This window comes from Rhodococcus sp. NPDC059968, from assembly GCF_042738615.1.
Taxonomy (GTDB): Bacteria; Actinomycetota; Actinomycetes; order Mycobacteriales; family Mycobacteriaceae; genus Rhodococcus_F.
In genome coordinates, this window is record NZ_JBHWUE010000012.1 from 60,441 (window position 1) to 83,825 (window position 23,385).

The window sequence follows — 23,385 nt, forward strand, 5'->3', positions numbered from 1 at the left end:
TCCTCACTCTCCTCGCGGCCTCGCCGCCGCGGCCGCGAGGAGGGCACCGAGGTTGCCGCGATCGTCCACCCGGATGTCGTCCAGACCCAACCACGTTGCCATTCTTCGCAGTTCCGGGAGCAGCGCCTCCACCACGCGCCCCGGACTCCGGTCGGGTTCTACGAATGCGGATCGCACGTCGAGCGTTCCCGACGCGCGGTCGGCCTTGAGATCGACCCTCGCGACCAGTTCACCGTTCAGCAGGAACGGAAAGACGTAGTACCCGTGGACCCGTTTGTGTGCGGGGGTATAGATCTCGAGGCGGTACCGGAAGTCGAATATCCGCTCGGTCCGGGGACGGCAGAAGATCAGCGGATCGAACGGGCACAACAGCGCGGCTCCCTCCACCTTCCGGGGAACCCGGACGTCGCGGTGGACGAATGCGGGCACATCCCAGCCGCGGACCCCGACCCGTTCGAGCACCCCGTCCTCGACGAGTTCCTCGATGGCCGAGGCGGTCTGCGCCGGCGACAATCGGTAATAGTCACGTAGATCGGGTTCGGTGGCCACACCGAGGGCCCGCGCGGACCGCTGCACGAGGCCACGGACGGCGTCCTCCTCCGAGACTTCCTCGGCGAGAATCGCTTTCGGCAGCACACGTTCGCTCAGGTCGTAGTGACGGGTGAAGGCGACCCGTTTGTCCACTGCGAGCGCGCCGGACGCGAACAGTTGCTCGCACACCACTTTGGTGTCGCTGCGATCCCACCACGGCCCCTTGTGGTCCGGTCGGTCGACCTCGAGGTGTTTCTCCACATCTCTCGCGCTGCACGCACCGACGGCACCGATCACGTCGAGCACGTCGGCGGCGAGCGTGGGATTGCGGTCGAGTACGCGGGATTCGCCGGACCAGCGACCGTGCCGGTACCGGTGCATCCGCCAGCGCAGCAGGGGCCAGTCCTCGACGGGGATGAACGCCGCCTCGTGCGCCCAGTACTCCGCCAGCATCCGGGGTGCACGGGCGGAGTGCGACCACGCTGCCGAATCGACCAGCCCGCGGTCGTACACACCGAGACGGCTGAACAGCGGGACGTAGTGGGCGCGCACGGCCACTGACACCGAGTCGATCTGGAACAGCCGCACCCGGTCGAGGACCGAACGGACGTGCCTGCGCGTCGGCGCCCCGGCCGGTTTCCGGTCGGCGAAGCCCTGCGCCCAGAGCGCCGATCTCCGGGCCGCGGCGGCGGTCATCTCACGCATGCCCGCAGCCTGCCATCAACCACCGACACAGTCACGGCAGCGACGTCAGGCGCCCTCGGCCAGCGTCACCGCGACCGTCGCACCGAGTTCGTAGCACCGCTCCCGCGCGCTCGCGTCGAGCGATCCGGTCAGTTCCAGGATCTCGGCCACCTGGGTGAGCGCCAACCCGGTCACGATCTTCTGCACCGACTTCACGGCGCCGGCGGTGTCGTTGTTGCCGTGCACCCAGAGCCCGTAGGGACGTCCGGCGACCGCGTCGAGGCACGGGTAGTAGACGGTGTCGAAGAAATGCTTCAGCGCACCGGACATGTAGCCGAAGTTGGCCGACGTCCCGAACAGGAACCCGTCGGCTGCCAGGACATCGGGCACGGTCGCGCCGAGAGCGGGGATCGACTTCACCTCGACGCCGTCGATGTCGGGGTCCCGCGCGCCTTTCAGCACGGCTTCGAGGCACTCACGGGTCACCGGCGACGGCGTGTGGTGGACGACGAGTAGTGACTTCACAGTCGTCAGCGTACGACCGGGTCCGTTTACTACCGGCCGGGTTCGCCTTCCCGTTCGACGCGTTCGAGTTCCACGGCCCGCTTCATCGTCTCCCGGGCCCTGCCGCGGTCGCCGGCGTAGTCGTAGGCGCGGGCGAGCCGGTACGAGTTCCGCCAGTTGTCCGGGTCTGCTTCCCACTCGGATTTGACCTGCTGGAACAGTGCGTCGGCCGCGTCCCGGTCGATGCGGCCCGAGGGGCGCTTCGGCAGATCGCCGACTTCCAGTTCGAGTCCCTCGTCGGCGATGCGGCGGGACAGATGCTGATGCTGGAATCCGGCACGGAGCGTGGCGTAGACGATCCAGGCGCCCAGGAACGGCAGGATCAGGACGCCGACACCCAGGCCGATCGGGGCTGCTCCGCCGTCCTGGATCAGCTCGATCCCCCGTCGGCCGAGAAGGACGAAGTAGAACGCCAGCGCCGCGACCAACAGTCCGATCGTGACGGCGGTCCTGGTCGAGCCGTCCTTCACAGGTCGAGGAGGGGGTCGATACCGACGGTCAGGCCGGGTCGGGAGCCGATCTCCCGCACCCCGAGCAGGACGCCGGGGGCGAAGGAGTTGCGGTCGATCGAATCGTGCCGGATGGTCAGCGTCTCGCCCTGCGTGCCGAGGATGACCTCCTGATGGGCGACGAGACCCGCCAGCCGCACGGAGTGCACCCGCACGCCGTCCACGTCGGCGCCGCGCGCACCGTCCAGTTCGGTGGTCGTGGCGTCGGGGCTCGGTCCCACACCCGCCTTGCGGCGGGCCTCCGCGATGAGCGCGGCGGTTCGGTAGGCGGTGCCGGACGGCGCGTCCGCCTTGTTGGGGTGATGCAACTCGATGACCTCGACGGAATCGAAGAATCGTGCCGCCGCCTCGGCGAAGCGCATGGAGAGCACGGCACCGATCGCGAAGTTCGGGGCGATCAGGACGCCGACCTCGGGCCGCTCCGACACCCACGACCGCACGGTGTCGAGCCGGGCCTCGTCGAACCCCGTCGTGCCCACGACCGCATGAATACCGTTGGACACGAGGAACTTCAGGTTGTCCATCACCACGTCGGGGTGGGTGAAGTCGACGACGACCTGCGTTCCGGCCTCGACGAACGTCTCCAGCCTGTCGCCGTGATCGACCTCCGCGACGAGTTCGAGGTCCGGTGCCTGCTCCACCGCCTCGCAGATCGCTCGGCCGACCTTGCCCTTGGCCCCGAGAACCCCGACCCTGATGGGTGCTGCTGCGCTCACTTCTCCACGCTCCGTCCAGTCACAACGATTCGCCCGAAAGCCTACGCAATCGCCGCGTGCCGACCGGTGCGCAGGGGCGGGGCGGGAGACCTGCGTCTCGTCGTCAGACGCGGCCGGCCTCGTACTCGGGGTGCCACTGCGGTGATCGGCCGAGCAGCGACAGCACCGCGCCGAAATCGGCGGAGTCGGCGGCGGTCGGCAGTCCGGGCGCGAACGCGGTCCCCTCGCGCAGCCGGTCCGCCCCGTCCGGCACGAGACGTGCGATGGGGAGAACCGCGGCCACCATGCCGGATTCGGGCGCGAAGTCGAGGCCGAGCGACCGGGCGACGTCCCACGAATGGACGACGTAGTCGAGGAAGTGGAACCCGACGGCCGTGGCTGCGGGGAACGGGAACTCGATGCTGATCTCCGGCAGCCAGAACTGCCGCTCGCCGACGCCATCCTGGGCGAAGGCCTCGATGACGGTGTCGGCCGCCGAGCGATACGCGGCAACGGGATCCGCCGACGCGTGCGGTTGCCAGTTCGACAGGTCGGGACCGCCGCCCCCGGCCGCTGCGGCGAATCCGAGGTGCTGCACGGTCATGTGGGCCAGCAGTTCGCCGAGAGTCCACTGCGAACACGGTGTCGCGCGCTGCAGATCGTCGCGCGTCACCTGCGACACGAACTCCACACTCGATTGCACGGCGCGGGTATCCCAGCGCCGGACCTCGTCCACATCCATCGTCGACACCTCGTCACTCGAATCGAATTGATATGCGTCCGCTTATCATCTACCTCAGTAGATGATCGGTCAAGGTGTATTTTCTGCGATATGCCCAGCCTCGACCCGACGAACGGACAGCACGAACGCACCCGCCCCGACCTCGCGGCGATGACGACAGCCCTGAACCGGTCGCTGGTGGCGGCGGAACTGCCCGTGCTCGCGGAACACGGGCTGACCATGTGGGGATACGTCGTGCTCCTGGCACTCGACGAGCACCCGCTGCGCACCCAGGCCGCGCTCGCGGAAGTGATCGGCGCAGACAAGACCCGGATCATCGGCGTGCTCGACGACCTGCAGGACCGCGGCCTGATCGACCGTCAGCGCGATCCCGCGGACCGCCGGGCCCGGCTGCTGTCGCTGACCCCGGACGGGCACGACGTGCGCGACTCCGCGCAGGCGGCGATCCGGCGGGGCGAGGAGCGACTCTTGGCCAGATTGCCCGCGCGCGACCGCGAGGGTTTCCTGTCCGCCCTGATCGCGCTGTCGGCACTGCCGGTCGACGACGTCACCGGGCGCCCGGGCGACACCACCTGACGGAATTCGCGCGATCAGTCGAACACGATGATCTGCCGGATCGCCTTGCCGTCGGCGAGTTCGTCCATGCCGCGGTTGATGTCGTCGAGCGTGATGCGGGAGGAGATGAGTTTCTCCACGGGAAGCTTCCCGTCGCGCCAGAGGTCCTCGTAGATCGGGATGTCCCGGGACGGCACCGCCGACCCGAGGTAGCTGCCGATGATCGTGCGGGCCTCGGCCACCAGGGTGAGCGGGGAGATCGACGACCGCGCGTCGGGGGACGGCAATCCGACGGTGATCGTCTTGCCACCGGGAGCGGTTGCGCGAACAGCCGATTCGAATGCACGCGCATTCCCGGCCGCCTCGATGACGATGGGTGCCCGGACACCGGCTTCCTCGAGCTCCGCCGGGGTGTAGACGGCCGTCGCGCCGAGTTCACGTGCGGTCTGCAGCTTCTCGGGAACGGCGTCGACGCCGATGACCTCGCCGGCACCCCGGGAGACCGCCGTCAGGATCGCGGCCATCCCCACCCCGCCGAGCCCGACGACCATCACGGCCTGGCCGGGTTGCGGGTCGCCGGCGTTGAGGACGGCACCGCCACCGGTGAGGACCGCGCATCCGAGCACCGCCGCCACATCCGCGGGAACGTCGTCGCCGACGGGAACGACCGAGCGGCGGTTGACGACCGCGTGCGTCGCGAATCCAGACACCCCGAGGTGGTGGTGCACGGCGTCGTCGCCGCGGTGCAGTCGCGCTCCCCCGTCGAGCAGGGTTCCGTCGTTGTTCGCACTGGTCCCCGGGACGCACGGCATGCGGCCGTCGGTGGCGCAGCCTTCACATTCACCGCAGCGAGGGAGGAACGTCATGACCACACGCTGTCCGACCGCGACGTCGTCGACGCCGGCGCCGAGCTGGGTGATCCGCCCCGCAGCCTCGTGCCCGAGCAGCATCGGGACCGGGCGCACCCGGTTGCCGTCGACGACGGACAGGTCGGAATGGCACAGGCCCGCCGCCTCGATCCGGACGAGGATCTCGCCCTCGCCGGGCTCGTCGAGGTCGAGTTCGGAGATCGTGATCGGTGCCGACTCGGCGAACGGGCGTGTTCTCCCGATCTCCTCGAGTACCGCTCCACGGATCTTCATCTCGGGCTTCTCCTCTTGTTTCGGCGAATCCTCGTTACCGGACGATGCCGCGCACCGAGGCCGGCAGGTCACGCTTGCGACGATACGGTCCGACGACGGCGGCGCCGAACGGGCGCTGCAGCAGGACTCTGGCGACTTCGCGCACCTCGTCGGTGGTGACCGCGTCGATCTTGCTCAAGGTTTCGGTGATGCTGCGGTGATTGCCGTAGTTGAGCTCGCTGCGACCGATGCGGTGCATCCGGGAACCCGAATCCTCCAGTCCCAGAACCAGTCCGCCCCGCAGCGATCCCTTGGCGCGGGCGCACTCGGCGTCGGTGATGCCTTCGGCGGCCACGTTCGACAGCACCTCCCGGATCACCGTGGTGACCTCGCCGAGGTTCTCGGGCTGGCACCCGGCGTAGATCGAGAACGCACCCGTGTCGGAGAACGTGTCGATGCCCGAGTACACGGAATACGCGAGGCCCCGGATCTCCCGCACTTCCTGGAAGAGCCGGGAACTGAGTCCGCCACCGACCGCGGCGTTGAGCACCGACAGCGCCCAGCGGTGCGACTCGTGCCGCCCGAACGCGCGCACCCCGAGGGAGAGGTGGACCTGTTCGCTGTCCCTGTTGGTCAGGCTGAGTGTCGGCTCCGTCCGCAGGCGCAGGGTGCCCGCGCGTCGTGGGGCGGGTTCGGACGCCGATTCGAGGTGCCCGGCGAACGCACGCCGGACCAGCTCGACCGTCGGTTCGTGCTCCACGTTGCCGGCGACGGCCACCACCATGCGCGGCGGTGTGTAGCGCCGCACGTGGAACGAATGGAGTTGGGTGCGAGTCATCGATTCGATCGATTCGATGCTGCCGATGACGGGCCTGCCGACGGGATGGTCGCCGTAGAGCGCGGTCAGGAACGCGTCGCCGAGGAGGTCTTCCGGGTCGTCGTCGCGCATCGAGATCTCTTCGAGGACCACCTGCCGTTCCACGTCGACGTCGGAGGACCGGCAGCGGCCCCGCAGGACGACGTCACTGACGAGGTCGATGGCGAGGGGCAGGTCGTCGTCGAGCACGTGCGCGTAGAAGCAGGTGTGTTCCTTGGACGTGAACGCGTTGAGCTCGCCGCCGACGCCGTCCATCACCTGCGCGATGTCGAGGGCGCTGCGCGACGGCGTGGCCTTGAACAAGAGGTGCTCGAGGAAGTGCGCGGCCCCCGCAACGGTGGGCTGCTCGTCACGCGATCCGACACCCACCCAGACGCCCACGGACGCGGATCGGACACCGGGAACGTATTCGGTGACCACCCGGAGCCCGCCCGGGAGCACGGTGCGCCGGACGCCGGCATCCGGCTCGTGGAGGGTCGGCGCTTGGGTCAGTGTGGCAGTGCGGCTGCGATCGATCTTGGCCATGTAGTGGTTCAGCAGTCCTCGAAAGCTGGGCGTCGTCGAACGGCAAACTTTACACGCGGCACCCGACAGTCGTTCACCAGCGTCGACGATGTGGTTGCGAGCCGATCAGCTCGCCGTTCCGGGCGACGTCGCGGCTGCGGTAGCCGACCGTTCCCGCGACACCGAGGAAGAATCCGAAGACGAGCAGCAGCACCCCATCCATGGAATCGCAGTTGCCACGAGATCGTGGCAACTCGGACAAACCTCCGGAAACGCGGACGCCGTCGGCGGGTCAGCGTAGGGCGTCGCCGGACCGGAGGTCGGCCGCGGCCAGCACCGCGATGCGCTCGGTGCGCTGGCCCGGCCGGATCATCTCCCGCGCCTCCAGCATCCTCGTGCGGGACGAGAGAGCGGGACCGAACGGCACGTCCTCCGACGCGACCACGTCCACCCGCAGTCCCCGTTCCTCCAGCATCGCCCGCGTCTTGTCCACTCCGTTGAGCGTCGACTGGACGAGGAGCAGGGTGCCGCCGGGGGCGAGAAGGTCCGGGGCCTCGCTGCAGATCCGATCGAGCACGGCGCGCCCGTCGACGCCGGCATCCCATGCCCGCGCGAGCACCCGGCCCGGCCTGCCGTCGTCCGTCGCCGGCGCGTAGGGCGGGTTGGCCACGACCACGTCGAAGCGAAGCGTCCGGACGGAGTCCACCAGGTCGCCCCTCACGACGCGGATCGTCCGGCGGTTCAGTTTGGCGTTGAGCCACGTACTGATCGCGGCCCGGCGTGACACGTCGACCGCCGTCACCCACCCCGCTCCCGCCGCGCACGCCTCGAGACTCAACGCCCCTGTGCCACAGCAGAGATCGAGCACACGGGTGCCCGGTCCGAGATCTCGGGCCGCCAGCACCTCGGCGAGCAGCCAGGTGTCACGCTGGGGCCGATACACCCCGGGTAGACGAACGAGCATGATCGGCTCCCTCCCTCGCCGTTCCCCACAAGCGTGGCCAGTACCCCGAGTTACATGCAACTCGACACGGGCCAATTCACCCGGTGTTCACGTCCGCCCCCTCCCCGAGCCGCATCTGCGGTGTCTGCCGGGGTCGAAACCGGGTATTCCTTCGCCGTGCCGCATTCCTTCTCAGCTGATTCCGACGCCTCGGTGGACGTCGCGTGGGCGCTCATCTCTCGGCCCTCACGCTGGCCCGAGTGGGCGCCGCACGTTCGCGGCGCGTGGGGTCTCGGATCCCCCGAAATTCAGGCCGGCCGGCGTGGAGCGGCGCGACTGCTCTGGATCGTGCCCGTTCCCGCATCGATCTCGGCCAAGACACCGGGCCGTTCCTGGACCTGGCGGGTGGGACCGATGGCGCTCGAGCACGCCGTCGCACCCCGCGGTGCCGGCTCGCGGATCACGATGACGATGTCCGCTTCCGGACCCCTCGACTCCATACTCGCGGCGACCTACGGCCCGGTGGTGCGGACTCTCGTCCGTCGACTCGCCCGGGTCGCGGGCGAACGCTAGCCGACGGCCATCGGCGGCGCGTCGTTCGGAGCGAGTTGAGCGCCGATCTTCCGGAACAGCCTGTCCGCCTCGTTCTTGTAGGACCCCGCGTCGTCGAAGGCGGCCTGCTCGTAGGTGACGGCGACGGCGATGGCGATCTTCTGCGAGGGCAGATACGCCTCGGCCGCCGCGGATCCGCTGAACAGCGGGTTCTGCATCAGCCAGTTGCCCACGATCGGCAGTCCGAGCCCGTAGGTGTAGCTTTCCGATTGCGGAAAGCAGGTGGTGCAGCCGGGCAGCGCGGTCGTCTTGCCGCGCAGGTCCGTCGACACCATGGCCTCGTAGGACTCGGGCGAGAGCAGCTCACCGGTGCCGATGGCGACAGCCGTGTCGTGGAGATCGTAGATGTTCGTGGTCTGGATGGCTCCGTGAGTGATGGTCCACGACGGGTTCCAGTACGTGGATTCCTCGTAGAACGGTGCACCGGGCGGGATCTGCAGGGCCTCACGCCGCTCGGACGAGAACGCGTGCAGGACGGGTTCGGTGATCGCCGCCGTCCCCGGATCCGTGGTGTTGTCGAGGCCGAGCGGACCGAGCACCTTGTCCTGCATGAGTTTCGTCATCGGCTGACCGGTGATCTTCTCGAGAGCCAACCCGAGGATGACGTAGTTGGTGTGGGCGTAGTTCCAATTGGTCCCGGGTTCGTAGAGGAGAGGCTTGGACGTCGCGAACGCCAAGAGTTCCTCAGGCGTCCAGTTGCGGAACGGCTCCGCGTAGAGGGCGTCGGCGAATTCGGTGTTGCCGATGACGTAGTCGACGTAGCCCGACGTCATCTGGGCGAGCTGTCGGAGCGTCACGCGGTCGGCGTTCGGAACGTCGGGCAACCACTTCGACACCGTGTCGTCGAGACTCACCTTCTTCTCGTCGACGAGTTGGAGCAGCAACGTGGAGACGTAGGAGATGGCGACGGCTCCGTTGCGGAAGTGCATGTCGGTGGTCGCCGGCACCCCGGTCATCGACTCCCCGACCGCCTGGGTGACGATTTCCTTGCCGTCGACCGTGACGCGCACGATCACCGCCTTCAGGTGGCTCTCCGCCATGGTGTCGCGCACGATCTTCATCACGACGTCGGCCTGCGCCGGATCCGCCGCCGCGACGGCAGAACCGCTGCTCGCGTCAGAAGAGGACGAATCGGAGGACGAGGTGTTCGACGTGCACGCGGCCAGGAGAGCGAGGACGCACACCAACAGGAGAACCCGCCGATTCGGTGCCATACCCGAGCTTCGCAGATCCGGGCGGCCCCGGGAGTGAAACCTGTGGAGCCGACCCGGATTCCGGTCAGGGTATCGGCCGGTGCAGATAGAGATCGCGGAGCAGCGCCACCTCGGCGCCGTGATGGATGACCTCCCGGTTGATGTGCAACACCAATGCCGCCATCGAATAATCCGCGAACGGTCCCTCGCTCGGGCCGCACGGCCGGGCGAAACCCTCGACTCCGAGGCTTCGGACACCTGCAGACCAGGCCGCATAGTTGTCGTCGAGTCGTGCAAGCGCCTCAGCCGCGGTGCCGGCGTAGTCGAACGTCTGATAGTCGACCGGCGGCCCGCCGAAGTGACTGGCGATCCGCATGCCGAAGACGCCGACGATCACGTGCCCGAGCCGCCACGCGATGGTGGTGACCGGTGGCGGGTCCGGTTCGGGAAACGCGAAGTCGATAGTGAACGCGCCAGTTCCGGCCTGAACCGGCGCCTGCGACTCGCCGCGCGGGCGAACACTCCAGCCGTCCGGCGCGGGTTCCCAGAAATACTCCTCGTCGGTCAGCCCCTCCAGCCGGGGACGCAACTGCTGCTCCCAGTGCCAGCCGAGCTGATCGGCGAGTTCGTGCGGCCAGTCCATGTCGTCTCCCGTCTCCCCTGTCGCCGATCGGACACCGGTCCCGCGACGGCTACCGCACACCGTCCGGGACCCGGACCCCCGGATGATTGGCCCGGAGGTTCATCGCCGCCAGCGTGACCGTCCGCTCGATCCGCCGCTGCCTCGTGTCCGGCTTCCTGGCTGACGCTATCCACTCCAGGATCAACCGTGTCGAAGACGGCGGAAACTTTTCGAAGTTCGCGCGTGCAGCGTCGTTTCGCCCGAACGCTGCCCGCAGATCGCCGGGGACGACCGCGCTGTCCCCATTCGCCATGTTCTCCCAGGTGCCCTTGGCCTTGGCCAGATCGATGGCGGCATAACCGTGCTCGGTCATCAGTCCCTGCTCGATCATGTCCGCCGCGCGCCGCCGGTTCACCCGGCTCCAGATGCTGCGCGGGGTGCGCGGGGTGAAACGCAGTTGAGAACTGTCGGTGTCCCGTCTGCGGTGCAGGCCGTCGATCCACCCGAAGCACAGGGCCTGCTCGATCGCCTCGTGGTATCGCACGCCCGGCGTTTCGCTGTCCTTGTGGTGGATGATCAGCCAGACCTCGTTCTCGGTCCGGGAATTCTCCGAAAGCCAGGCACGCCACTGGGCGGTCGTGCGAGCGACGACGGTGTTCACGTCGTGGGTGTCCATCAGGCGCCTGCCTTCGCAGCCAGAATGTCCAGGTAGTGCTGATTGAACATCACGCCGAGGATGTTCCCGAACGGGTCGGCCACGGACGCGGTGACGAATCCCGGCCCGTGTTCGACCGGCTTTCCGTGCAGGGTGGCACCCAGCGACAGCAGCCGCTCGACGCTCGCCTCCAGATCGTCGACGTGCCAGTAGGTCATCGTGTTCTCGGCTCCGCATGACCGGTCGGGCGCCGCGAACCGGCTGTCGATGATGCCGAGTTCGTGCTGGTAGTCGCCGATCCGGAACTCGATGTAGGCGGGCGCCCCCTCCACCGAGCGCACGAAGTACGGCTCGACTCCGAGTAGTTCGGTGTACCAGGTCTGGGCGGCCGTGAGGTCGTCGGCGGAGAAGTTGACGGTGGTGAGTCCTCGCAACATGGGTGGTTCCTCCTCGGTCGGTGACAACACCCATCCTCCGACTCAAAGTGCTCACCAATTGAGCACTTTCCGGGGGAGACTCGAGACATGCGCGCTGACCGACTCGTCGCGACCCTCCTGCTGATGCAGTCCCGGGGTCGGGTGACCGCCGCCGAAGTGGCCGACGAACTCGAAGTGTCCGTCGCCACCGCTCGCCGTGACCTGGAGGCGCTGTCCGCTGCGGGCATCCCCGTCTACCCGCAGTCCGGGCGCGGCGGCGGGTGGTCGCTCGTGGGCGGCGCTCGCACCGACCTCAGCGGGTTGTCCGCGACCGAGGCGCAGGCCCTGTTCCTGCTGGTCGGCCCGGCCGCCGCTGTCTCGGGCGAGGCCAAGGCGGCGCTGCGCAAACTCGTTCGGGCACTGCCGCAGACCTTCCGGGCCGATGCCGAGGCCGCCGCCAGTGCCACCATGATCGATCCCACCCGGTGGGGCGAGCGCGATCGCCGCAGGCCCGAGATGGTCGACCTGCTGCAGGCCGCCGTGATCCGGCGGCGGAAAGTGCGCCTGACCTATACGAACAGCGCCCGGCAACGGTCCGAGCGGCTGGTCGATCCGTGGGGTCTCGTCGACAAGGACGATATCTGGTATCTCCTGGCCGGGACCGAACGGGGGCAGCGGACCTTCCGAGTCGACCGGATCGTCCACGCCGAATCGACGGAGCAGCCCGCCGAGCGCCCCGACGACTTCACACTCGCCGCGGCGTGGGAAGACGTGGTCGGCGAGGTGGAACAGCGGCGCTCGACGATCTGGGCGACCGTGCTCATCGACGCCAGGTTCGTGCCGATACTGCGCGATCAGTTCGGGCGGCACTGCCACACGGACGGTGCGGACGACGACGGTCGCGCCCGGGTCCGGCTCGCCGCACCGACCCCGTTGGATATCGCCCGGAACCTCGCCGGCTGGGGTGCGACGGTCGAGGTGCTCGAACCGCGATCGGTCCGGGCCGAGCTCGCCCGGATCGGCGCGGAACTCGCCCGCAACTACGCCGGCGAACACGGTGAGGGCGCATGACCGAGCCTCAGTCGGTCAGGTAGCGCTCGACCGACTCGACCTTCGCTCGCAGCTGATCACTGCGCCCCGGCCGGATATCCGCTTTGAGAACCAGACTGACCCGCGGAAACTGTTCCAGCAGAACGTCCGTCGCACGCTTCACGACGGCCATCACCTCGTCCCACTCACCCTCGACGGTAGTGAACATCGACGTGGTCTCATTGGACAGCCCCGACTCGCGGACCACCCGCACGGCAGCGGCGACCGCTGCACCGACGCTGTCGGAATCCCCGCCCATCGGGCTGACACTGAATGCCACCAGCATGCGCTCTCCTTCTCTGTGGATCGATGGGCACCATCGAATCACCTCGTCCAGGTTTCCGCTGCACCCCGATCGCCCACCCGAACAGGTCGTTCCACAGACACACGTCGGGCGGCGCCCCTGATCAAGGGGGCGCCGCCCGCGAGCACGAACGTCTGGTTACCAAGCTGCATGGTTGCGCGGGGTGAAATGTGGCCTCGGCGTCAGACATCCCCCCGTCTGACGCAAGCCCACCGCGCTGAGCCCAGTTAGTGGGCCGTGCTTTTGCGTGGGTGCCTACAACTCGTGCTGGGCGCCACGACCGAGAGGTGGAATCTTCTCTTCCGGTCCAACCTTGGTCTGCCGTGGTCCGTACCTCAGGTCTACCCCGCAAATCCGGATAAGGCAACGAACGTGAGCTCGAGCGCCGGCCGATACTTCCAATTCGCCCAGTAGGCGAGCCGCGAGGTCACCGACCCGGTCCGCTGGGCACGACGGACCTCACTGCTGAGGCGTACAAAGGAAAGACACGGCTCGGCAGTGGCAAGACAGGCCGCCAATCGCGCGATCTGACGTGACGGGAAGCGCGATCTCCTCCACCACGCGCACAGAGAGGACATCGCATGGGAGTTCCGTGGGCATCACGGGCACGATCGGATTCGTACTGGGAGCAACAAGTCTCCGGCGAAGCGCGCGGCTGCGACAGTAGCGAAGCGAGAAAATCCTCACCCGCCGACACACGCCCGACCCTGGCCGACCACAGCCTGACTCACCGCAACACTGACGCCCCACCCGCCGATCACAGCGAGTAAATTCGCCGACCTCGGGAGACGACGCCGACCTCCGTGCTTCGCCGGTGAGCGGCGATCGTGCGATCAGGATTCGACCCGGACGATCCCCACATCGTTGCCGGCGCCGGGCACTCCGTCAGGAGTCTGCCAGCCACGCCAGCAAGCGCCCCTGAGACCAGCAGCGGCCGATGGCCTCGGCGTGCAGAGCCGACCCGTCGAACACTGCCAAACCGATGATGCTGTGGCCGGAGGCGCGGCGATCGCCAAGTGTCGGTATCGTCGGCGCGACTCCGACTCCCTCCGCTGACACCCACGCCACCGGCCGGCCGGCCGCCGCTTCGTCGAGGCGGTGCAGGAAGCGCAGCCGGTTCTCGAGCGGGAAGCGCGACAGCGCCCACGTCGTGGTGACGACAGGCAGGGCGTCCGGGGGCACACGGGCGACGGCGTCCGGCATCACCTCGACGGCGTCACCGTGCAGCAGCAGCGGAGGGCCTGTCGCCGCCAACGCCATCTCCGCCTCGAGCCTCGCGGTCCGCTCCGGCTGATCCGGCCACAGGCAGGCGCGCAACCATCGGGCCTCATCCGCGTCGGTCACGTCGACCGGATCGAGGTCGACGCCGACCCGGGCGACCACCTCGGGCATTGCCCGCGTCGGGACGGGCCTGTCCCCCACGATCGACGCCGACAGCTGCACGGGAGAGGACGGGTCGCCCAGCGACTGTCCGTTGCCGTACGTGATGCCCACGCGATCGACATTGAGATTGAGCCCGGCCGAACAGTCCACGTCGATCAGCCCCACCGAATTCGCGCCGACCCGGCGCGCCGCCTCGGCAATGGCCGGATACAGCACGGCGCAGCGTCCGGTCTCGTTGGCCCGCATCTTCCGACGCACGGCAAGGGCCACGACCGAGTCGGTCATTCGCAGCAGCGTGTCGATCGCCGCAGCGGCGGCAGCGTCGCCGTCCGCCGCGGCAAAGGCCGCGGCCAGCGCCGGGGCGCGTCCCGAGAGGGCGAGGTCGTGCAGCGCGGCGAGGATCACCGTGGGGTGCCGCTTGCGCGCCGGCGCCGCCTCGATGGCGCGCAGCGCCTCGTCGGATTCACTCAGGGCGACGGCGACCCGCTCGTACAGCGGCGACGTGTCGGCGGCGTCGACCTCACCGAAGCGTCGGTACACCTGAGCGAGTGTGCGGGCCCTACCCACGAATACGGCGCTTCCTGCAGTCACCTGGCATCACATCAAGCCGTTCGGGGCAGGGGCCCGGTCGGCGTGCCGGCGAGCGCCTGCCGTCGCAGCGCCTCCAGATTCTGCCGTATCTGCGGCCGCATGTCCCGGTGCTGCGGCTGCAGGCGTGAGTAGAGCGAGAGCAGCGGGCGGTACGGCAGTACGTCGATCCGATACGAGTGCGTCACCCGTGTCCTGTCGCCGTCCGCTCTGAAGGTGTATGACCAGGTGGTCGAGTCGTGGTACAGCGGGTTGCGCCGATCCGACACCGTGTGGAATTCGAACTTCCTGCCCGGATCGGCGGCGGTCACCTCGCAGACCCGGGACCAGCGCATGTGATGTGCGCGGTTGTGCCCCCGGAATCGGGCGCCCACGCTCCCCGGCGGCCGTCCCGGTAGCCATGCGCAGCTGCGGCACTCGGGGCTGCGTTCGCTGATACGGGTGACGTCGGCGACCGCGTCGTACAGCTGCCGAGCCGGGACGTCGATCCACAGTTCTGCCGAGCCCTCGGTGCGGGGTGGCCGGTGAAGCCGCGCGCTCACGTCCAGATCGGCGCCCCACCGGGCGGCGCATGCCCGCCGATATGGTCGTTTGAACGTATGGATCAGCATGAACCGGGTCGCGGGATCGACTTTGCCGACGGTGACGTCGTAGTCTTCCCGATCGACACCGTCGACAATCCAGTGAGCTTCGACCCCCAGCTCCCGCTTGGTCTTCGAGGCGATGAACACCTGCTGCTCCACGTCATCCCACTGACGACGGGTCAGGGTGCGGGCGACGACAGGCATCATCTCGTCCTCTTCGCGCTGCAGATGCGGCAACAGAACCTGTTCGAGAGCGATGAGGGAATGCGAAAGGTCTTCTCGGGCAGCCGGATGCGCACGATATTCGGTTGCCGCAGCGGTGACGTGCTCCATCTCGGGGCCGATTCGCGCGTGGTCCGCGTCCATCGCGTCGAGCAGTGCTCCGGCGGCCGGGTTCAATTCACGGACCAGCGGCCAGAGCCCACGGTCCTCTCCGCTGTGGTGCAGGTACAGGAAATGCATCATCCACACGAGATGATCGGCGAGGGCGACCCGCTGGGTCTGCGCGGGCGGAGGTGCTGTGCGCAGCACCTGCGCGGCGCGAGCGATATCGCGGCGCAGCGCGCTGTGGACGATGCGCATGATCCGAGTGTCGGCGGGCGGCAGAGTGTCGGTTGTCATGACCTACTCCAGACAATGGCGCCCGTGTGTCACACCGGACGGTCGAGGATTTCTTCGATGCGGTCGATCAACCATGACTCGTAGCGGACGCGACTCCAACCGCATTCGTCCACGAGCAGGGCGTAGACCTGGTCGCCGGTCTGGACCCACAGTTCGTCGACCTGACCGGTATCGGCGTGACGGCCCATGATGAGGTTTGCGACGTCGGCGACCGAGCGCCTGCGCTGCCCCTCCAGGTCGGCGGCCACCGCTGCGAGCGTGGCATCCGCCGTCGCACCCTGGCGGATTGCCACGGCCAGGCGGTAGATGCGCTCGTTGATCCTGGCGATCATGCGCGCACCCGTCTCGGTGCGGTCGCCGGTCGTGCGCCCTGTACCGATCGCCGTGTAGACGGGCCGGTCGGCCAACGGCACCTGAGCGTCATCGCCGACGATCGCGACCTCCAGCGCCGCCTTCAACAGGTGGGCCTTGGATCCGAACGTCGTGTAGACGGTTTCGACTGAAACCGCCGAGGCCCGCGCGACATCCCTCATGCCGGTGCCGACCCAGCCGTGCTCGGCGAACAACCTGGTGGCGGCCTCGAGTACGACCGCCCGGGTCTGAGCTGCCTGCATCCGACGCAGCGGAGAGCGGTACCGGCGGGTCCCCGATCCGCCCGGCTCCGCCGAGTCGTACTCGACCGTTGCCATACCCCCATTCTAGAACGCATGAGTTTTCAATACAACACTGTTCAAGGGATTTTCGGGCCCGGCCCGTCCCGACCCGAACACGTTCAGGGAGCACCCCTTCCCGCACACTGTGGCCGGTCGGAGAACCGCGACCGGCCGGGTGCGTCGCCCGCCGGCGAGATAGGCGAGGCGGGAGCGAGCCGTCGCTCGCGCGGTGGGGCCGATCCAGATCCTGGACGCCTGCCGTCAGCGCCGGCGCTCAGGCGGTCTCAGTCGAACCGACGGGTCGGCTCTGGCGCTGGATGCCCAGGTGAAACGCCACCACACCGCACAGCCGGAGTCATTCGGGCGCCCTCGTTCAGGTCGCACTACGGAGGGTTCAGCTGGTGGCAGCCTCCACCGTCCCGAGTTCGAGGAGGCACACGTCGGGCTGTTCGGTGACGCCGGGCATCGAGGTCACGAACCAGAAGTCACCGTCCCGGTCGACGCGAAACAGGTCGCCGGTGGCCATCCACTCGTCGTCCCCGCCGAACACACCGCGCAGCGCGATGTCGTTGCCGGCGAATATCTTCCCCGAGGCGTCGACGAGCAGTTGGCCGACCTCTCCGGGCCGGGCAGGCACCGCGTAGCCGTCCTCGCCGGTGCGGATCCGGCCGTCCTCCATCTCGACGACGCACACTCGTGGCGTCCCCGGCAGCGGTTTGCCCACCGAACCGATCTTGCGGCCGCTGACATTGCCGAGGATGGCGTCCGAACGCGTCGAGGCGTACATCTCCAGCACGCCGATCGATTCGAACCGGTCACTGACCCGCCGCCACAGGTCGGCCGGCATCGCCGAGCCCACGAAGAGCCGAATGGGGTGGTTCTTCCGGATTCGCTCCGGCGCGTCGACCAGCGGCTCGAGCATGTCCCGGGTATAGGTCACCACCGTGGCCCGGTACCGGCGCACCTGAGACCAGAACGTCTCCGGGTCGAACTCGTCGATCAGTGCCACGCGGGCACCGGACGCGGTTGCGGCGGCCGTCGCCAGCAGTAGGCCGGTCGGGTGGTGCAGCGGGCTGCTCGAGTAGATCGTGTCGCCCGGGGTCAACGCGCACGCGGTCGAGGCTGCCAATGCGGAGATCACCCACCGCCCGTTGGTGATCAGATCGGCGCGGGTCTGCTCCCCCACCCCGCCGAAGAGTACGAACGCGACGTCGCCGGCGCACCCCGGGTTCGCCCGGTACCAGGCGGGCAGGCGCACGTGGTCGGGATCCACCTGCTCCAGGTCGACCGCGCCGGAGGGGATGACGCGGTCTTCGTGGACTGCGCCGCACGAACACCGGCAGCGCGGTTGTTGTCGCGGTCGCCGCGTGCTCGGGGTCGGCCAGGATCTTCGTCACGTGCCCGAGCCGTACCTCTTCGTCGAGGTCGTGCCCCGGGCGGTGTAACACGGCGACCGCACCGATGCGGTTGAGGGCCGCGATTGCGACGAGTGAGCTCGGGCGGGTGTGCATGAGCACTCCGACGCGCTCGCCCTTGCGAACTCCCGCCGACACCAGCCCGCAGACCACGCTGTCGATGCGCTGTTTGGTTTCCGCGTGGGTGTGCACGCGATCGGCGAACAGGAAGGCCGCCTTGTCAGGTCGCGAGCGGGCCAGGCCGTCGAGCAGCGCACCGTAGGAGATCTTCGTGCGCGGACCCATCGATTCGAGCCGCACCAGGCGGGGCGCAGCAGCGACCGCCTCCCTCGACAGCTCGACGACCGTGTTTGCCAGGTGCTTCCCGGCGCGCGACAGGGTGGCGGGGAGGCTGAGCCCGGTCTCGGCGACGAGACCGGCGCCGTAGGTCAGTCCAGCGACGCTTCCGCGTGGGGCCGGCTGCTCGTTGCCGGAGGACGGCTCGAGTTCGTGTATGAAGTCCGGCAGGTCGCCCTCGCCGTTCGTCCAGCGCACCCACGCACCGATGCCGGGCCAGGTTTTCTGTTTGGCGTGCGAGCTGACGGGCAGCCCGAAATGTCCGACGGGCAGCGTGCATTCGTGGATGTCGGCGTTGGGTGCCGCCCGCCGGACGGCGCGCACCGTTGCCGGCGGTGCCAGAAAGTCGGCCTCACCGACGAAGGTGAGGATCGGACAGGTGATATCCGCGAATCCGACGGTGCGGTCACCGATCACGACGCCGCCCTCGACCAGGCGGTTGTCCGCGAGCAATTCGAGCAGTTCGACGAGAGCCGGACCGGACCAGCTGACCCACGCACCGGTCTTGAGGAATTTGCGTTGCGGTTCGCGTGGCAGCAGCGACTCGCGGTCGTGCAGGGCGAGCAGGAACTCGATGTCGTTGCGGATGTTGCGATGCGGGCTCGACCAGTTGAACAGCTGCGTGACGAACCATCGGGGAAGGCCGGTCTTGCCGATGATCTTGCTCTCCAGCCCGACGATGCCCCAGAACAGGTCCTGCGGAACGATGCGGTCGATGTCGAGGGTCGTCAGAGGGCTGCCCAGGGCGATCACGCTCGCAACCCCGGCATTGCCGAGATATGCGGTCGCCGCGTAGCAGAAGATGCCGCCCTGGCAGTACCCGACGAGGTGCACGTCCCGACCGGTCGCCTGCCGCACCCGCTGCACCGCGTCGACCACGGCGAGCACGTGGTCACCGAAGGTGCGCGCGTTGCCGCCCGGCTCGACCGCCGGATCACCGAAGTCGACCACCCACGGGTCGAGGCCCTGCTCGCGCAGCATCGCGACCGCACTGGTCTGCGGCGAAATATCCCACACGACGGCAACCTGCGACAGCGGCGGTACGAGAATGACCGGCGACAGCCCGGCCGGCGAGTCCGGGTAGTAGTGCCGGAGCCGGTACACCGGTTCGTGCGCGACGACGTCGTGCGGTGCGGGATCCTCCTCGGTCTTGAGGCCGCCGTACCTGGCGACCTCGATGCCGTTGACGATGGTTGCGATGACGCGATCGATGTTGCTCGCGCTCGGGGTGGAGCCCATTAGCTTTCTGCTTTCGGTTTCGGTTGGTTGCAGGGGGTGGACAGGATCAGGTCGGCGATGCGGCCCGGTTCCTCGAGTTGCGGGCAGTGGCCGCAGTTGTCGAGGGTTTCGAGCGTTGCGGTGGGCACCGTGGCCAGGAAAGCGGGCGCGCTGTTCGGATCGGCCAGCCTGTCCTTGCGGCCCCAGATCAACAGGACCGGTATGCGGATCCGGTCGGTCCGCAGGGGGTCGCGATCACCCTCCCGACTCAGCGCGAGCAGATCGCCGCGCAACCTGCCCACATCGCGCATGCCCTGCACGTGCTCCGCGTACCGCAGCGCGAGCCCCGCCTCGCCGCGGCCCGCGGCTAGGCCACGCGCATAGAACCGCGCGGCGCCGCGGCGGACCAGCGTTGCGGGGACGGGTGCCCGGTCGACGAACTGCAGCATCGGGTCCAGCCAGCGTAGGACCGCCGTGAGATATCGCAGCCGCCAGCCGTAGGCCAGGCCTGCCGGCCCGATGCCGACCACGGCGCTCAGCGATACCTCGCTGCGCGCGGCTGCGCGCAGCGCGAGCAGGCCGCCGAGCGAGTTTCCCACCGCAACCGCATCGCCGTGCTCGGCGTAGGCACGCACGAATCCGTCGACGAACGCGTCGTGGTGGGGCAACGCCGGGCGGGCCAGCCGATCGGCGCGACCGCTGCCGGGCAGATCGACCGCCACGGCGCGGCGCCCCCGGCTCGCGAACACCTGCATGAGCGGGCGCCACGAGTCTGCCGAGTCGGTGAAACCGTGCAGCAGCAGGATCGGCGGCCCGTCTCCGTCGACTTCGAGCACTCGTGTGGATACGCCGGCGACGACGACCGGCCGCTCGCTGATCGGGTGACTCATGAGAGCAGCAACCCACCGTCCACCACGAGCTGGCTACCGGTCATGTAGCTGCTGGCATCGGAAGCGAGGAAGACCATCGCCGCGGCGAGTTCGGCCGGATCGCCGAGGCGGCCCATGACGAGTCGGTGACCGATGAGTTCGCCGGGGAGGCCGTCGGTCATCTCCGAGGGGAAGAACCCCGGGAGCAGTGCGTTGACCCGAATTCCCTTGCGCCCCGACCACTGTCGTGCGAGCGACCTGGTGAGACCGATGAGCCCGGCCTTCGACGCCGAGTACGCCGTCGTCGGGGCGTCGAGCGTGGTGTGCGCCATGACGCTGGCCACGTTCACGATCGACGAGCCCGGCGCCATCGCCGGGGCGACCGCCTGAGCCATCGAGAAGCATGCCGTGAGGTTCACCGCGACGACACGTTCGAACTCGGCCAACGACAGCCGCGAGGCGGGGGCGTGGTCTTCGATGCCGGCGTTGTTGACCAGAACGTCGACGCGCCCGAACCGCTCCACGGCCGCATCGACCACCTTGCGGCAGTCGTCTGCGTTCGAGACGTCCGCGGCCACAGCGAGGCCACGGCGACCGGTGCCGGTCACCGTGTCGAGGGTTTCTTCCAGCAGGTGTGCGCGCCGTGCGGCCACCACCACGTCCGCACCGGCCTCGGCACATGCCGCGGCGAACGCGACCCCGAGCCCCGACGACGCTCCGGTGATCACGACCACCTTGTCCTGGAGGCGGAACTTGTCGGCCAGGACGGGCCGGGTACCTGCTGCACCGGCGACGGTGAGTTGGGCATTGCTCATGACTGATTCCCTCAGTTGTGGTGATTGCGTGCTGCGGTTGAGCCCGGTTGCGACAACGGCACTCGACTCTCACCGCACCGCCCGTGTTGGCATCACATCCTACTATACAACCGCATCGTAAAACATTCTTATGTAAAGCCCACCGCATTGCGCACTCCGAGTCGCCCCGACGTGGGCGCCGCAATATCGGCGACCAGTTCTATTTACAAACAAATATTTTCCGATACAGTTGTATAGCAACGAAGGGAATGTTGATGCGCGAATCCAAGTCGCTCGACGGCGTGCGAGTCGTCACGCTTGCCGTGAATCTGCCGGGACCACTCGCCGTCGCCCGCCTGCAGGCGATGGGAGCGGCGGTCACCAAGATCGAACCGCCCGAAGGGGATCCGCTTCACAGCGCGTCACCGCAGTGGTATCGCGAACTCACGCAGGGCCAGAAGGTTCTCACGCTGGACCTGAAGGATCCGGCGGCACGCGAACGCCTGGACGCCGAGTTGGCTGCCTCCGACCTACTGGTGACCGCCATGCGGCCCTCCGCGCTGCGCCGACTCGGGCTCACCGAGCTGCAGTCGGTCCACCCGCGACTCGCGCACGTGGAGATCGTCGGCCACGACGGCACGCTCGAGGACCTACCCGGTCACGACCTGACCTACCAGGCGGTGAACGGCACACTGCAGCCGCCGCTCATGCCCACCGTCCCCGTCGCCGACATGCTCGGCGCCGAACGTGCCGTGTCGGCAGCGCTACTCGCTCTCGGTGCGTCGTCGAAAACATTTGAGGGACAACGCTACCGAGTAATACTCGCGGATGCGGCAGCCGATGCGGGCGCCGCGGTGCGCCACGGCCTGATGGGGCATTCCTCGACCCCGCTCGGTGGCGCCGTCCCCGGATACGGCATCTACGCCACCTCCGACGGGCACATCGCCCTCGCGGCGCTCGAACCGCATTTCTGGTCCCGCACCCGCGACGCCCTCGGCGTCGCGGGGGAACGCGACGAACTCGAGCGCATCTTCGCCACCCGCACCAGCAAGGAATGGGAAGAACTCGCCGAGCGGGTCGACATACCCCTCATCGGAATTCAGACACCTGAACAAGGAGTACCAGCATGACCGTTCGCGAAGCCGTGATCGTCGGCGCCGTCCGCACCCCGGTCGGGCGGCGAGGCGGGGCGCTGAGCGCCTGGCACCCGGTCGACCTGCTAGGACAGACGCTGCGGGCGCTGGTCGACCGCACCGGCATCGATCCCGCCCGGATCGACGACGTGATCACCGGTTGCGTGCTGCAGCAGGAACAACAGGCGGGCAACATCGGCCGGCACGCCGTGCTCGCCGCCGGCTTTCCGGAGTCGGTGCCCGCGGTGACCGTCGACCGGCAGTGCGGGTCGGGTCAGCAGGCGGTCAGCTTCGCCGCGCAGGGCGTGCTCGCGGGCTCCTACGATCTCGCGATCGCCTGCGGTGTCGAGTCGATGTCGCAGGTGCCGATGCCGGCCGCGATGGTGCCCGGGGCGCCGCTCGGACCGCACTACAGCCCGCGCGAACTCGCCCGCTACGACGGCACCCTCGTGGTGCAGGGCCCGTCGTCGGAGCTGATGAACGAAAAATTCGACCTCGGCCGGGCTGCCCTGGACGCCTTCAGCGCCCGCAGCCATAGGCGCGCTCTCGCCGCGACCCGGGCAGGAAAGTTCCGCAAGCAGCTGGTACCGGTGCGGGTGAACCCGGACGATCCGGCCAGCGCGCTCGTCGACCGTGACGAGGGCATCCGCGAGCACCTCGACCGCGACAAGATGGCATCGTTGAAGACGGTGTTCGCCGCCGACGGGCGCACCACCGCCGCGAACTCGTCGCAGCTCAGTGATGGCGCCGCAGCCCTGCTGATCGCCGACCGCGCGTTCGCCGAACGCCACGGACTGGTCCCCAGAGCACGGTTCCGCGCACTGTCGGTGGCAGGCGCCGACCCGGTCCTCCAGTTCACCGCGGTCCTCGACGCCACCCGCAAGGCCCTGGAGTTCTCCGGTCTCGGGGTCGACGACATCGATCTGTTCGAGGTCAACGAGGCCTTCGCCGGGGTCCCGATCATGTTCGCGCAGGAATTCGGGGTCCCCGACGACAAGCTCAACGTCAACGGCGGATCGGTCGCCATCGGCCATCCCCTCGGATCGACCGGCGCCCGGATGCTCACCGACCTGCTGTGCGAGCTCGAGCGCACCGGCGTGTCGGTTGGGCTGCAGACCATCTGCGAGGCGACCGGCACCGCCAACACCACCATCATCGAACGCATCTGAGGAGCA

The 23,385-nt window shown here is 68.4% G+C and carries 25 protein-coding genes and 1 pseudogene; 5 read left to right on the forward strand and 21 right to left on the reverse strand.

From position 1 onward, the window contains the following. Positions 1–3 precede the first annotated feature (3 nt). The 5 genes from ACFWAY_RS13575 to ACFWAY_RS13595 form a co-directional block, all read right to left on the reverse strand. On the reverse strand, positions 4–1,236 hold the full coding sequence (locus ACFWAY_RS13575) for a winged helix-turn-helix domain-containing protein (protein ID WP_378510935.1): 1,233 nt from the start codon (positions 1,234–1,236) through the stop codon (positions 4–6). 45 nt (positions 1,237–1,281) lie between these two features. Beyond that, a complete protein-coding gene (locus tag ACFWAY_RS13580; RefSeq protein WP_378450342.1) occupies positions 1,282–1,740 on the reverse strand; it encodes a flavodoxin family protein in 459 nt (152 codons plus the stop codon). Positions 1,741–1,769: 29 nt separating this feature from the next. Then, positions 1,770–2,249: a hypothetical protein gene (locus tag ACFWAY_RS13585; protein ID WP_378510936.1), complete on the reverse strand. Its 480-nt coding sequence runs from the start codon at positions 2,247–2,249 to the stop codon at positions 1,770–1,772. Next, positions 2,246–3,004, reverse strand: a complete 759-nt coding sequence (dapB, locus tag ACFWAY_RS13590) for a 4-hydroxy-tetrahydrodipicolinate reductase (protein WP_378450340.1) — start codon at positions 3,002–3,004, stop codon at positions 2,246–2,248. Before dapB ends, ACFWAY_RS13585 begins: the two co-directional genes overlap by 4 nt. Before the next feature lie 103 nt (positions 3,005–3,107). After that, positions 3,108–3,725 carry a TIGR03086 family metal-binding protein gene (locus tag ACFWAY_RS13595; protein WP_378510937.1) on the reverse strand — a complete coding sequence of 206 codons (618 nt, stop codon included), beginning with the start codon at positions 3,723–3,725 and terminating at the stop codon, positions 3,108–3,110. 90 nt (positions 3,726–3,815) lie between these two features. Between ACFWAY_RS13595 and ACFWAY_RS13600 the strand changes: the two genes are divergently transcribed. Continuing rightward, on the forward strand, positions 3,816–4,301 hold the full coding sequence (locus tag ACFWAY_RS13600; RefSeq protein WP_378450338.1) for a MarR family winged helix-turn-helix transcriptional regulator: 486 nt from the start codon (positions 3,816–3,818) through the stop codon (positions 4,299–4,301). Positions 4,302–4,315: 14 nt separating this feature from the next. Here ACFWAY_RS13600 and ACFWAY_RS13605 read toward each other — a convergent pair whose 3' ends face one another. The 4 genes from ACFWAY_RS13605 to ACFWAY_RS13620 all read right to left on the reverse strand — a co-directional run bounded on the left by ACFWAY_RS13605 (position 4,316) and on the right by ACFWAY_RS13620 (position 7,746). Next, entirely contained in the window at positions 4,316–5,422 is a 1,107-nt protein-coding gene (locus ACFWAY_RS13605) for a zinc-binding dehydrogenase (protein ID WP_378450337.1), read from the reverse strand. A 34-nt stretch (positions 5,423–5,456) separates the two neighbouring features. After that, positions 5,457–6,803, reverse strand: coding sequence for a M16 family metallopeptidase (locus ACFWAY_RS13610; RefSeq protein WP_378450336.1), 1,347 nt, complete (start codon positions 6,801–6,803; stop codon positions 5,457–5,459). A 73-nt stretch (positions 6,804–6,876) separates the two neighbouring features. After that, positions 6,877–7,005 (reverse strand): hypothetical protein, encoded by a 129-nt coding sequence (locus ACFWAY_RS13615; RefSeq protein WP_378450335.1) that lies wholly within the window; start codon positions 7,003–7,005, stop codon positions 6,877–6,879. A gap of 69 nt (positions 7,006–7,074) precedes the next feature. After that, positions 7,075–7,746, reverse strand: coding sequence for a HemK2/MTQ2 family protein methyltransferase (locus ACFWAY_RS13620; RefSeq protein WP_378510938.1), 672 nt, complete (start codon positions 7,744–7,746; stop codon positions 7,075–7,077). A gap of 156 nt (positions 7,747–7,902) precedes the next feature. Between ACFWAY_RS13620 and ACFWAY_RS13625 the strand changes: the two genes are divergently transcribed. Beyond that, entirely contained in the window at positions 7,903–8,298 is a 396-nt protein-coding gene (locus ACFWAY_RS13625; protein WP_378510939.1) for an SRPBCC family protein, read from the forward strand. Here ACFWAY_RS13625 and ACFWAY_RS13630 read toward each other — a convergent pair. The 4 genes from ACFWAY_RS13630 to ACFWAY_RS13645 all read right to left on the reverse strand — a co-directional run bounded on the left by ACFWAY_RS13630 (position 8,295) and on the right by ACFWAY_RS13645 (position 11,244). Next, positions 8,295–9,551, reverse strand: coding sequence for a serine hydrolase domain-containing protein (locus ACFWAY_RS13630; protein ID WP_378450332.1), 1,257 nt, complete (start codon positions 9,549–9,551; stop codon positions 8,295–8,297). The genes ACFWAY_RS13625 and ACFWAY_RS13630 overlap by 4 nt on opposite strands. 64 nt (positions 9,552–9,615) lie before the next feature. After that, positions 9,616–10,173, reverse strand: a complete 558-nt coding sequence (locus ACFWAY_RS13635; protein ID WP_378510940.1) for a DinB family protein — start codon at positions 10,171–10,173, stop codon at positions 9,616–9,618. A gap of 49 nt (positions 10,174–10,222) precedes the next feature. Next, the gene (locus ACFWAY_RS13640; RefSeq protein WP_378450330.1) at positions 10,223–10,828 is read right to left on the reverse strand and encodes a YdeI family protein; all 606 of its coding nucleotides are present in this window, start codon (positions 10,826–10,828) and stop codon (positions 10,223–10,225) included. Next, positions 10,828–11,244, reverse strand: a complete 417-nt coding sequence (locus tag ACFWAY_RS13645) for a VOC family protein (protein WP_378510941.1) — start codon at positions 11,242–11,244, stop codon at positions 10,828–10,830. The genes ACFWAY_RS13640 and ACFWAY_RS13645 overlap by 1 nt, the downstream gene beginning before the upstream one ends. A gap of 87 nt (positions 11,245–11,331) precedes the next feature. Here ACFWAY_RS13645 and ACFWAY_RS13650 point away from each other — a divergent pair, with 87 nt between their 5' ends. Further along, a complete protein-coding gene (locus ACFWAY_RS13650) occupies positions 11,332–12,294 on the forward strand; it encodes a helix-turn-helix transcriptional regulator (RefSeq protein WP_378510942.1) in 963 nt (320 codons plus the stop codon). A gap of 7 nt (positions 12,295–12,301) precedes the next feature. On the opposite strand, the gene ACFWAY_RS13655 is transcribed toward ACFWAY_RS13650, so the two are convergent. From ACFWAY_RS13655 to ACFWAY_RS13690, 8 genes and pseudogenes are all read right to left on the reverse strand, one after another. Beyond that, a complete protein-coding gene (locus tag ACFWAY_RS13655; protein ID WP_378510943.1) occupies positions 12,302–12,598 on the reverse strand; it encodes an MTH1187 family thiamine-binding protein in 297 nt (98 codons plus the stop codon). Between the two features lie 903 nt (positions 12,599–13,501). After that, positions 13,502–14,590 (reverse strand): DUF2332 domain-containing protein, encoded by a 1,089-nt coding sequence (locus ACFWAY_RS13660; protein WP_378510944.1) that lies wholly within the window; start codon positions 14,588–14,590, stop codon positions 13,502–13,504. Positions 14,591–14,601: 11 nt separating this feature from the next. Then, on the reverse strand, positions 14,602–15,792 hold the full coding sequence (locus ACFWAY_RS13665; protein WP_378510945.1) for a hemerythrin domain-containing protein: 1,191 nt from the start codon (positions 15,790–15,792) through the stop codon (positions 14,602–14,604). Between the two features lie 29 nt (positions 15,793–15,821). Next, entirely contained in the window at positions 15,822–16,481 is a 660-nt protein-coding gene (locus tag ACFWAY_RS13670; protein ID WP_378450324.1) for a TetR/AcrR family transcriptional regulator, read from the reverse strand. Between the two features lie 358 nt (positions 16,482–16,839). After that, on the reverse strand, positions 16,840–17,718 hold the full coding sequence (locus ACFWAY_RS13675; protein WP_378510946.1) for an AMP-binding protein: 879 nt from the start codon (positions 17,716–17,718) through the stop codon (positions 16,840–16,842). Between the two features lie 157 nt (positions 17,719–17,875). Beyond that, positions 17,876–19,435: pseudogene (locus ACFWAY_RS13680) on the reverse strand (alpha/beta fold hydrolase); the annotation flags it as partial. Next, a complete protein-coding gene (locus tag ACFWAY_RS13685; RefSeq protein WP_378510947.1) occupies positions 19,435–20,304 on the reverse strand; it encodes an alpha/beta fold hydrolase in 870 nt (289 codons plus the stop codon). The pseudogene ACFWAY_RS13680 and the gene ACFWAY_RS13685, both read right to left, overlap by 1 nt. After that, positions 20,301–21,098, reverse strand: a complete 798-nt coding sequence (locus ACFWAY_RS13690; protein ID WP_378510948.1) for an SDR family NAD(P)-dependent oxidoreductase — start codon at positions 21,096–21,098, stop codon at positions 20,301–20,303. The genes ACFWAY_RS13685 and ACFWAY_RS13690 overlap by 4 nt, the downstream gene beginning before the upstream one ends. A 254-nt stretch (positions 21,099–21,352) precedes the next feature. Between ACFWAY_RS13690 and ACFWAY_RS13695 the strand changes: the two genes are divergently transcribed. Both ACFWAY_RS13695 and ACFWAY_RS13700 read left to right on the forward strand, forming a co-directional pair. After that, the gene (locus ACFWAY_RS13695; RefSeq protein ID WP_378450320.1) at positions 21,353–22,207 is read left to right on the forward strand and encodes a CoA transferase; all 855 of its coding nucleotides are present in this window, start codon (positions 21,353–21,355) and stop codon (positions 22,205–22,207) included. Further along, positions 22,204–23,379, forward strand: coding sequence for a thiolase family protein (locus ACFWAY_RS13700; protein WP_378510949.1), 1,176 nt, complete (start codon positions 22,204–22,206; stop codon positions 23,377–23,379). The genes ACFWAY_RS13695 and ACFWAY_RS13700 overlap by 4 nt, the downstream gene beginning before the upstream one ends. Positions 23,380–23,385 lie beyond the last annotated feature (6 nt).

Excerpts from the sequence above, each read along its gene's own strand:
- ACFWAY_RS13575 (WP_378510935.1), bottom strand. The coding sequence starts at position 1,236 with ATGCGTGAGATGACCGCCGCCGCGGCCCGGAGATCGGCGCTCTGGGCG.
- ACFWAY_RS13595 (WP_378510937.1), bottom strand. The coding sequence starts at position 3,725 with ATGGATGTGGACGAGGTCCGGCGCTGGGATACCCGCGCCGTGCAATCG.
- ACFWAY_RS13600 (WP_378450338.1), top strand. The coding sequence starts at position 3,816 with ATGCCCAGCCTCGACCCGACGAACGGACAGCACGAACGCACCCGCCCC.
- ACFWAY_RS13605 (WP_378450337.1), bottom strand. The coding sequence starts at position 5,422 with ATGAAGATCCGTGGAGCGGTACTCGAGGAGATCGGGAGAACACGCCCG.
- ACFWAY_RS13610 (WP_378450336.1), bottom strand. The coding sequence starts at position 6,803 with ATGGCCAAGATCGATCGCAGCCGCACTGCCACACTGACCCAAGCGCCG.
- ACFWAY_RS13615 (WP_378450335.1), bottom strand. The coding sequence starts at position 7,005 with ATGGATGGGGTGCTGCTGCTCGTCTTCGGATTCTTCCTCGGTGTCGCG.
- ACFWAY_RS13620 (WP_378510938.1), bottom strand. The coding sequence starts at position 7,746 with ATGCTCGTTCGTCTACCCGGGGTGTATCGGCCCCAGCGTGACACCTGG.
- ACFWAY_RS13630 (WP_378450332.1), bottom strand. The coding sequence starts at position 9,551 with ATGGCACCGAATCGGCGGGTTCTCCTGTTGGTGTGCGTCCTCGCTCTC.
- ACFWAY_RS13635 (WP_378510940.1), bottom strand. The coding sequence starts at position 10,173 with ATGGACTGGCCGCACGAACTCGCCGATCAGCTCGGCTGGCACTGGGAG.
- ACFWAY_RS13640 (WP_378450330.1), bottom strand. The coding sequence starts at position 10,828 with ATGGACACCCACGACGTGAACACCGTCGTCGCTCGCACGACCGCCCAG.
- ACFWAY_RS13645 (WP_378510941.1), bottom strand. The coding sequence starts at position 11,244 with ATGTTGCGAGGACTCACCACCGTCAACTTCTCCGCCGACGACCTCACG.
- ACFWAY_RS13650 (WP_378510942.1), top strand. The coding sequence starts at position 11,332 with ATGCGCGCTGACCGACTCGTCGCGACCCTCCTGCTGATGCAGTCCCGG.
- ACFWAY_RS13655 (WP_378510943.1), bottom strand. The coding sequence starts at position 12,598 with ATGCTGGTGGCATTCAGTGTCAGCCCGATGGGCGGGGATTCCGACAGC.
- ACFWAY_RS13665 (WP_378510945.1), bottom strand. The coding sequence starts at position 15,792 with ATGACAACCGACACTCTGCCGCCCGCCGACACTCGGATCATGCGCATC.
- ACFWAY_RS13670 (WP_378450324.1), bottom strand. The coding sequence starts at position 16,481 with ATGGCAACGGTCGAGTACGACTCGGCGGAGCCGGGCGGATCGGGGACC.
- ACFWAY_RS13685 (WP_378510947.1), bottom strand. The coding sequence starts at position 20,304 with ATGAGTCACCCGATCAGCGAGCGGCCGGTCGTCGTCGCCGGCGTATCC.
- ACFWAY_RS13690 (WP_378510948.1), bottom strand. The coding sequence starts at position 21,098 with ATGAGCAATGCCCAACTCACCGTCGCCGGTGCAGCAGGTACCCGGCCC.
- ACFWAY_RS13695 (WP_378450320.1), top strand. The coding sequence starts at position 21,353 with ATGCGCGAATCCAAGTCGCTCGACGGCGTGCGAGTCGTCACGCTTGCC.
- ACFWAY_RS13700 (WP_378510949.1), top strand. The coding sequence starts at position 22,204 with ATGACCGTTCGCGAAGCCGTGATCGTCGGCGCCGTCCGCACCCCGGTC.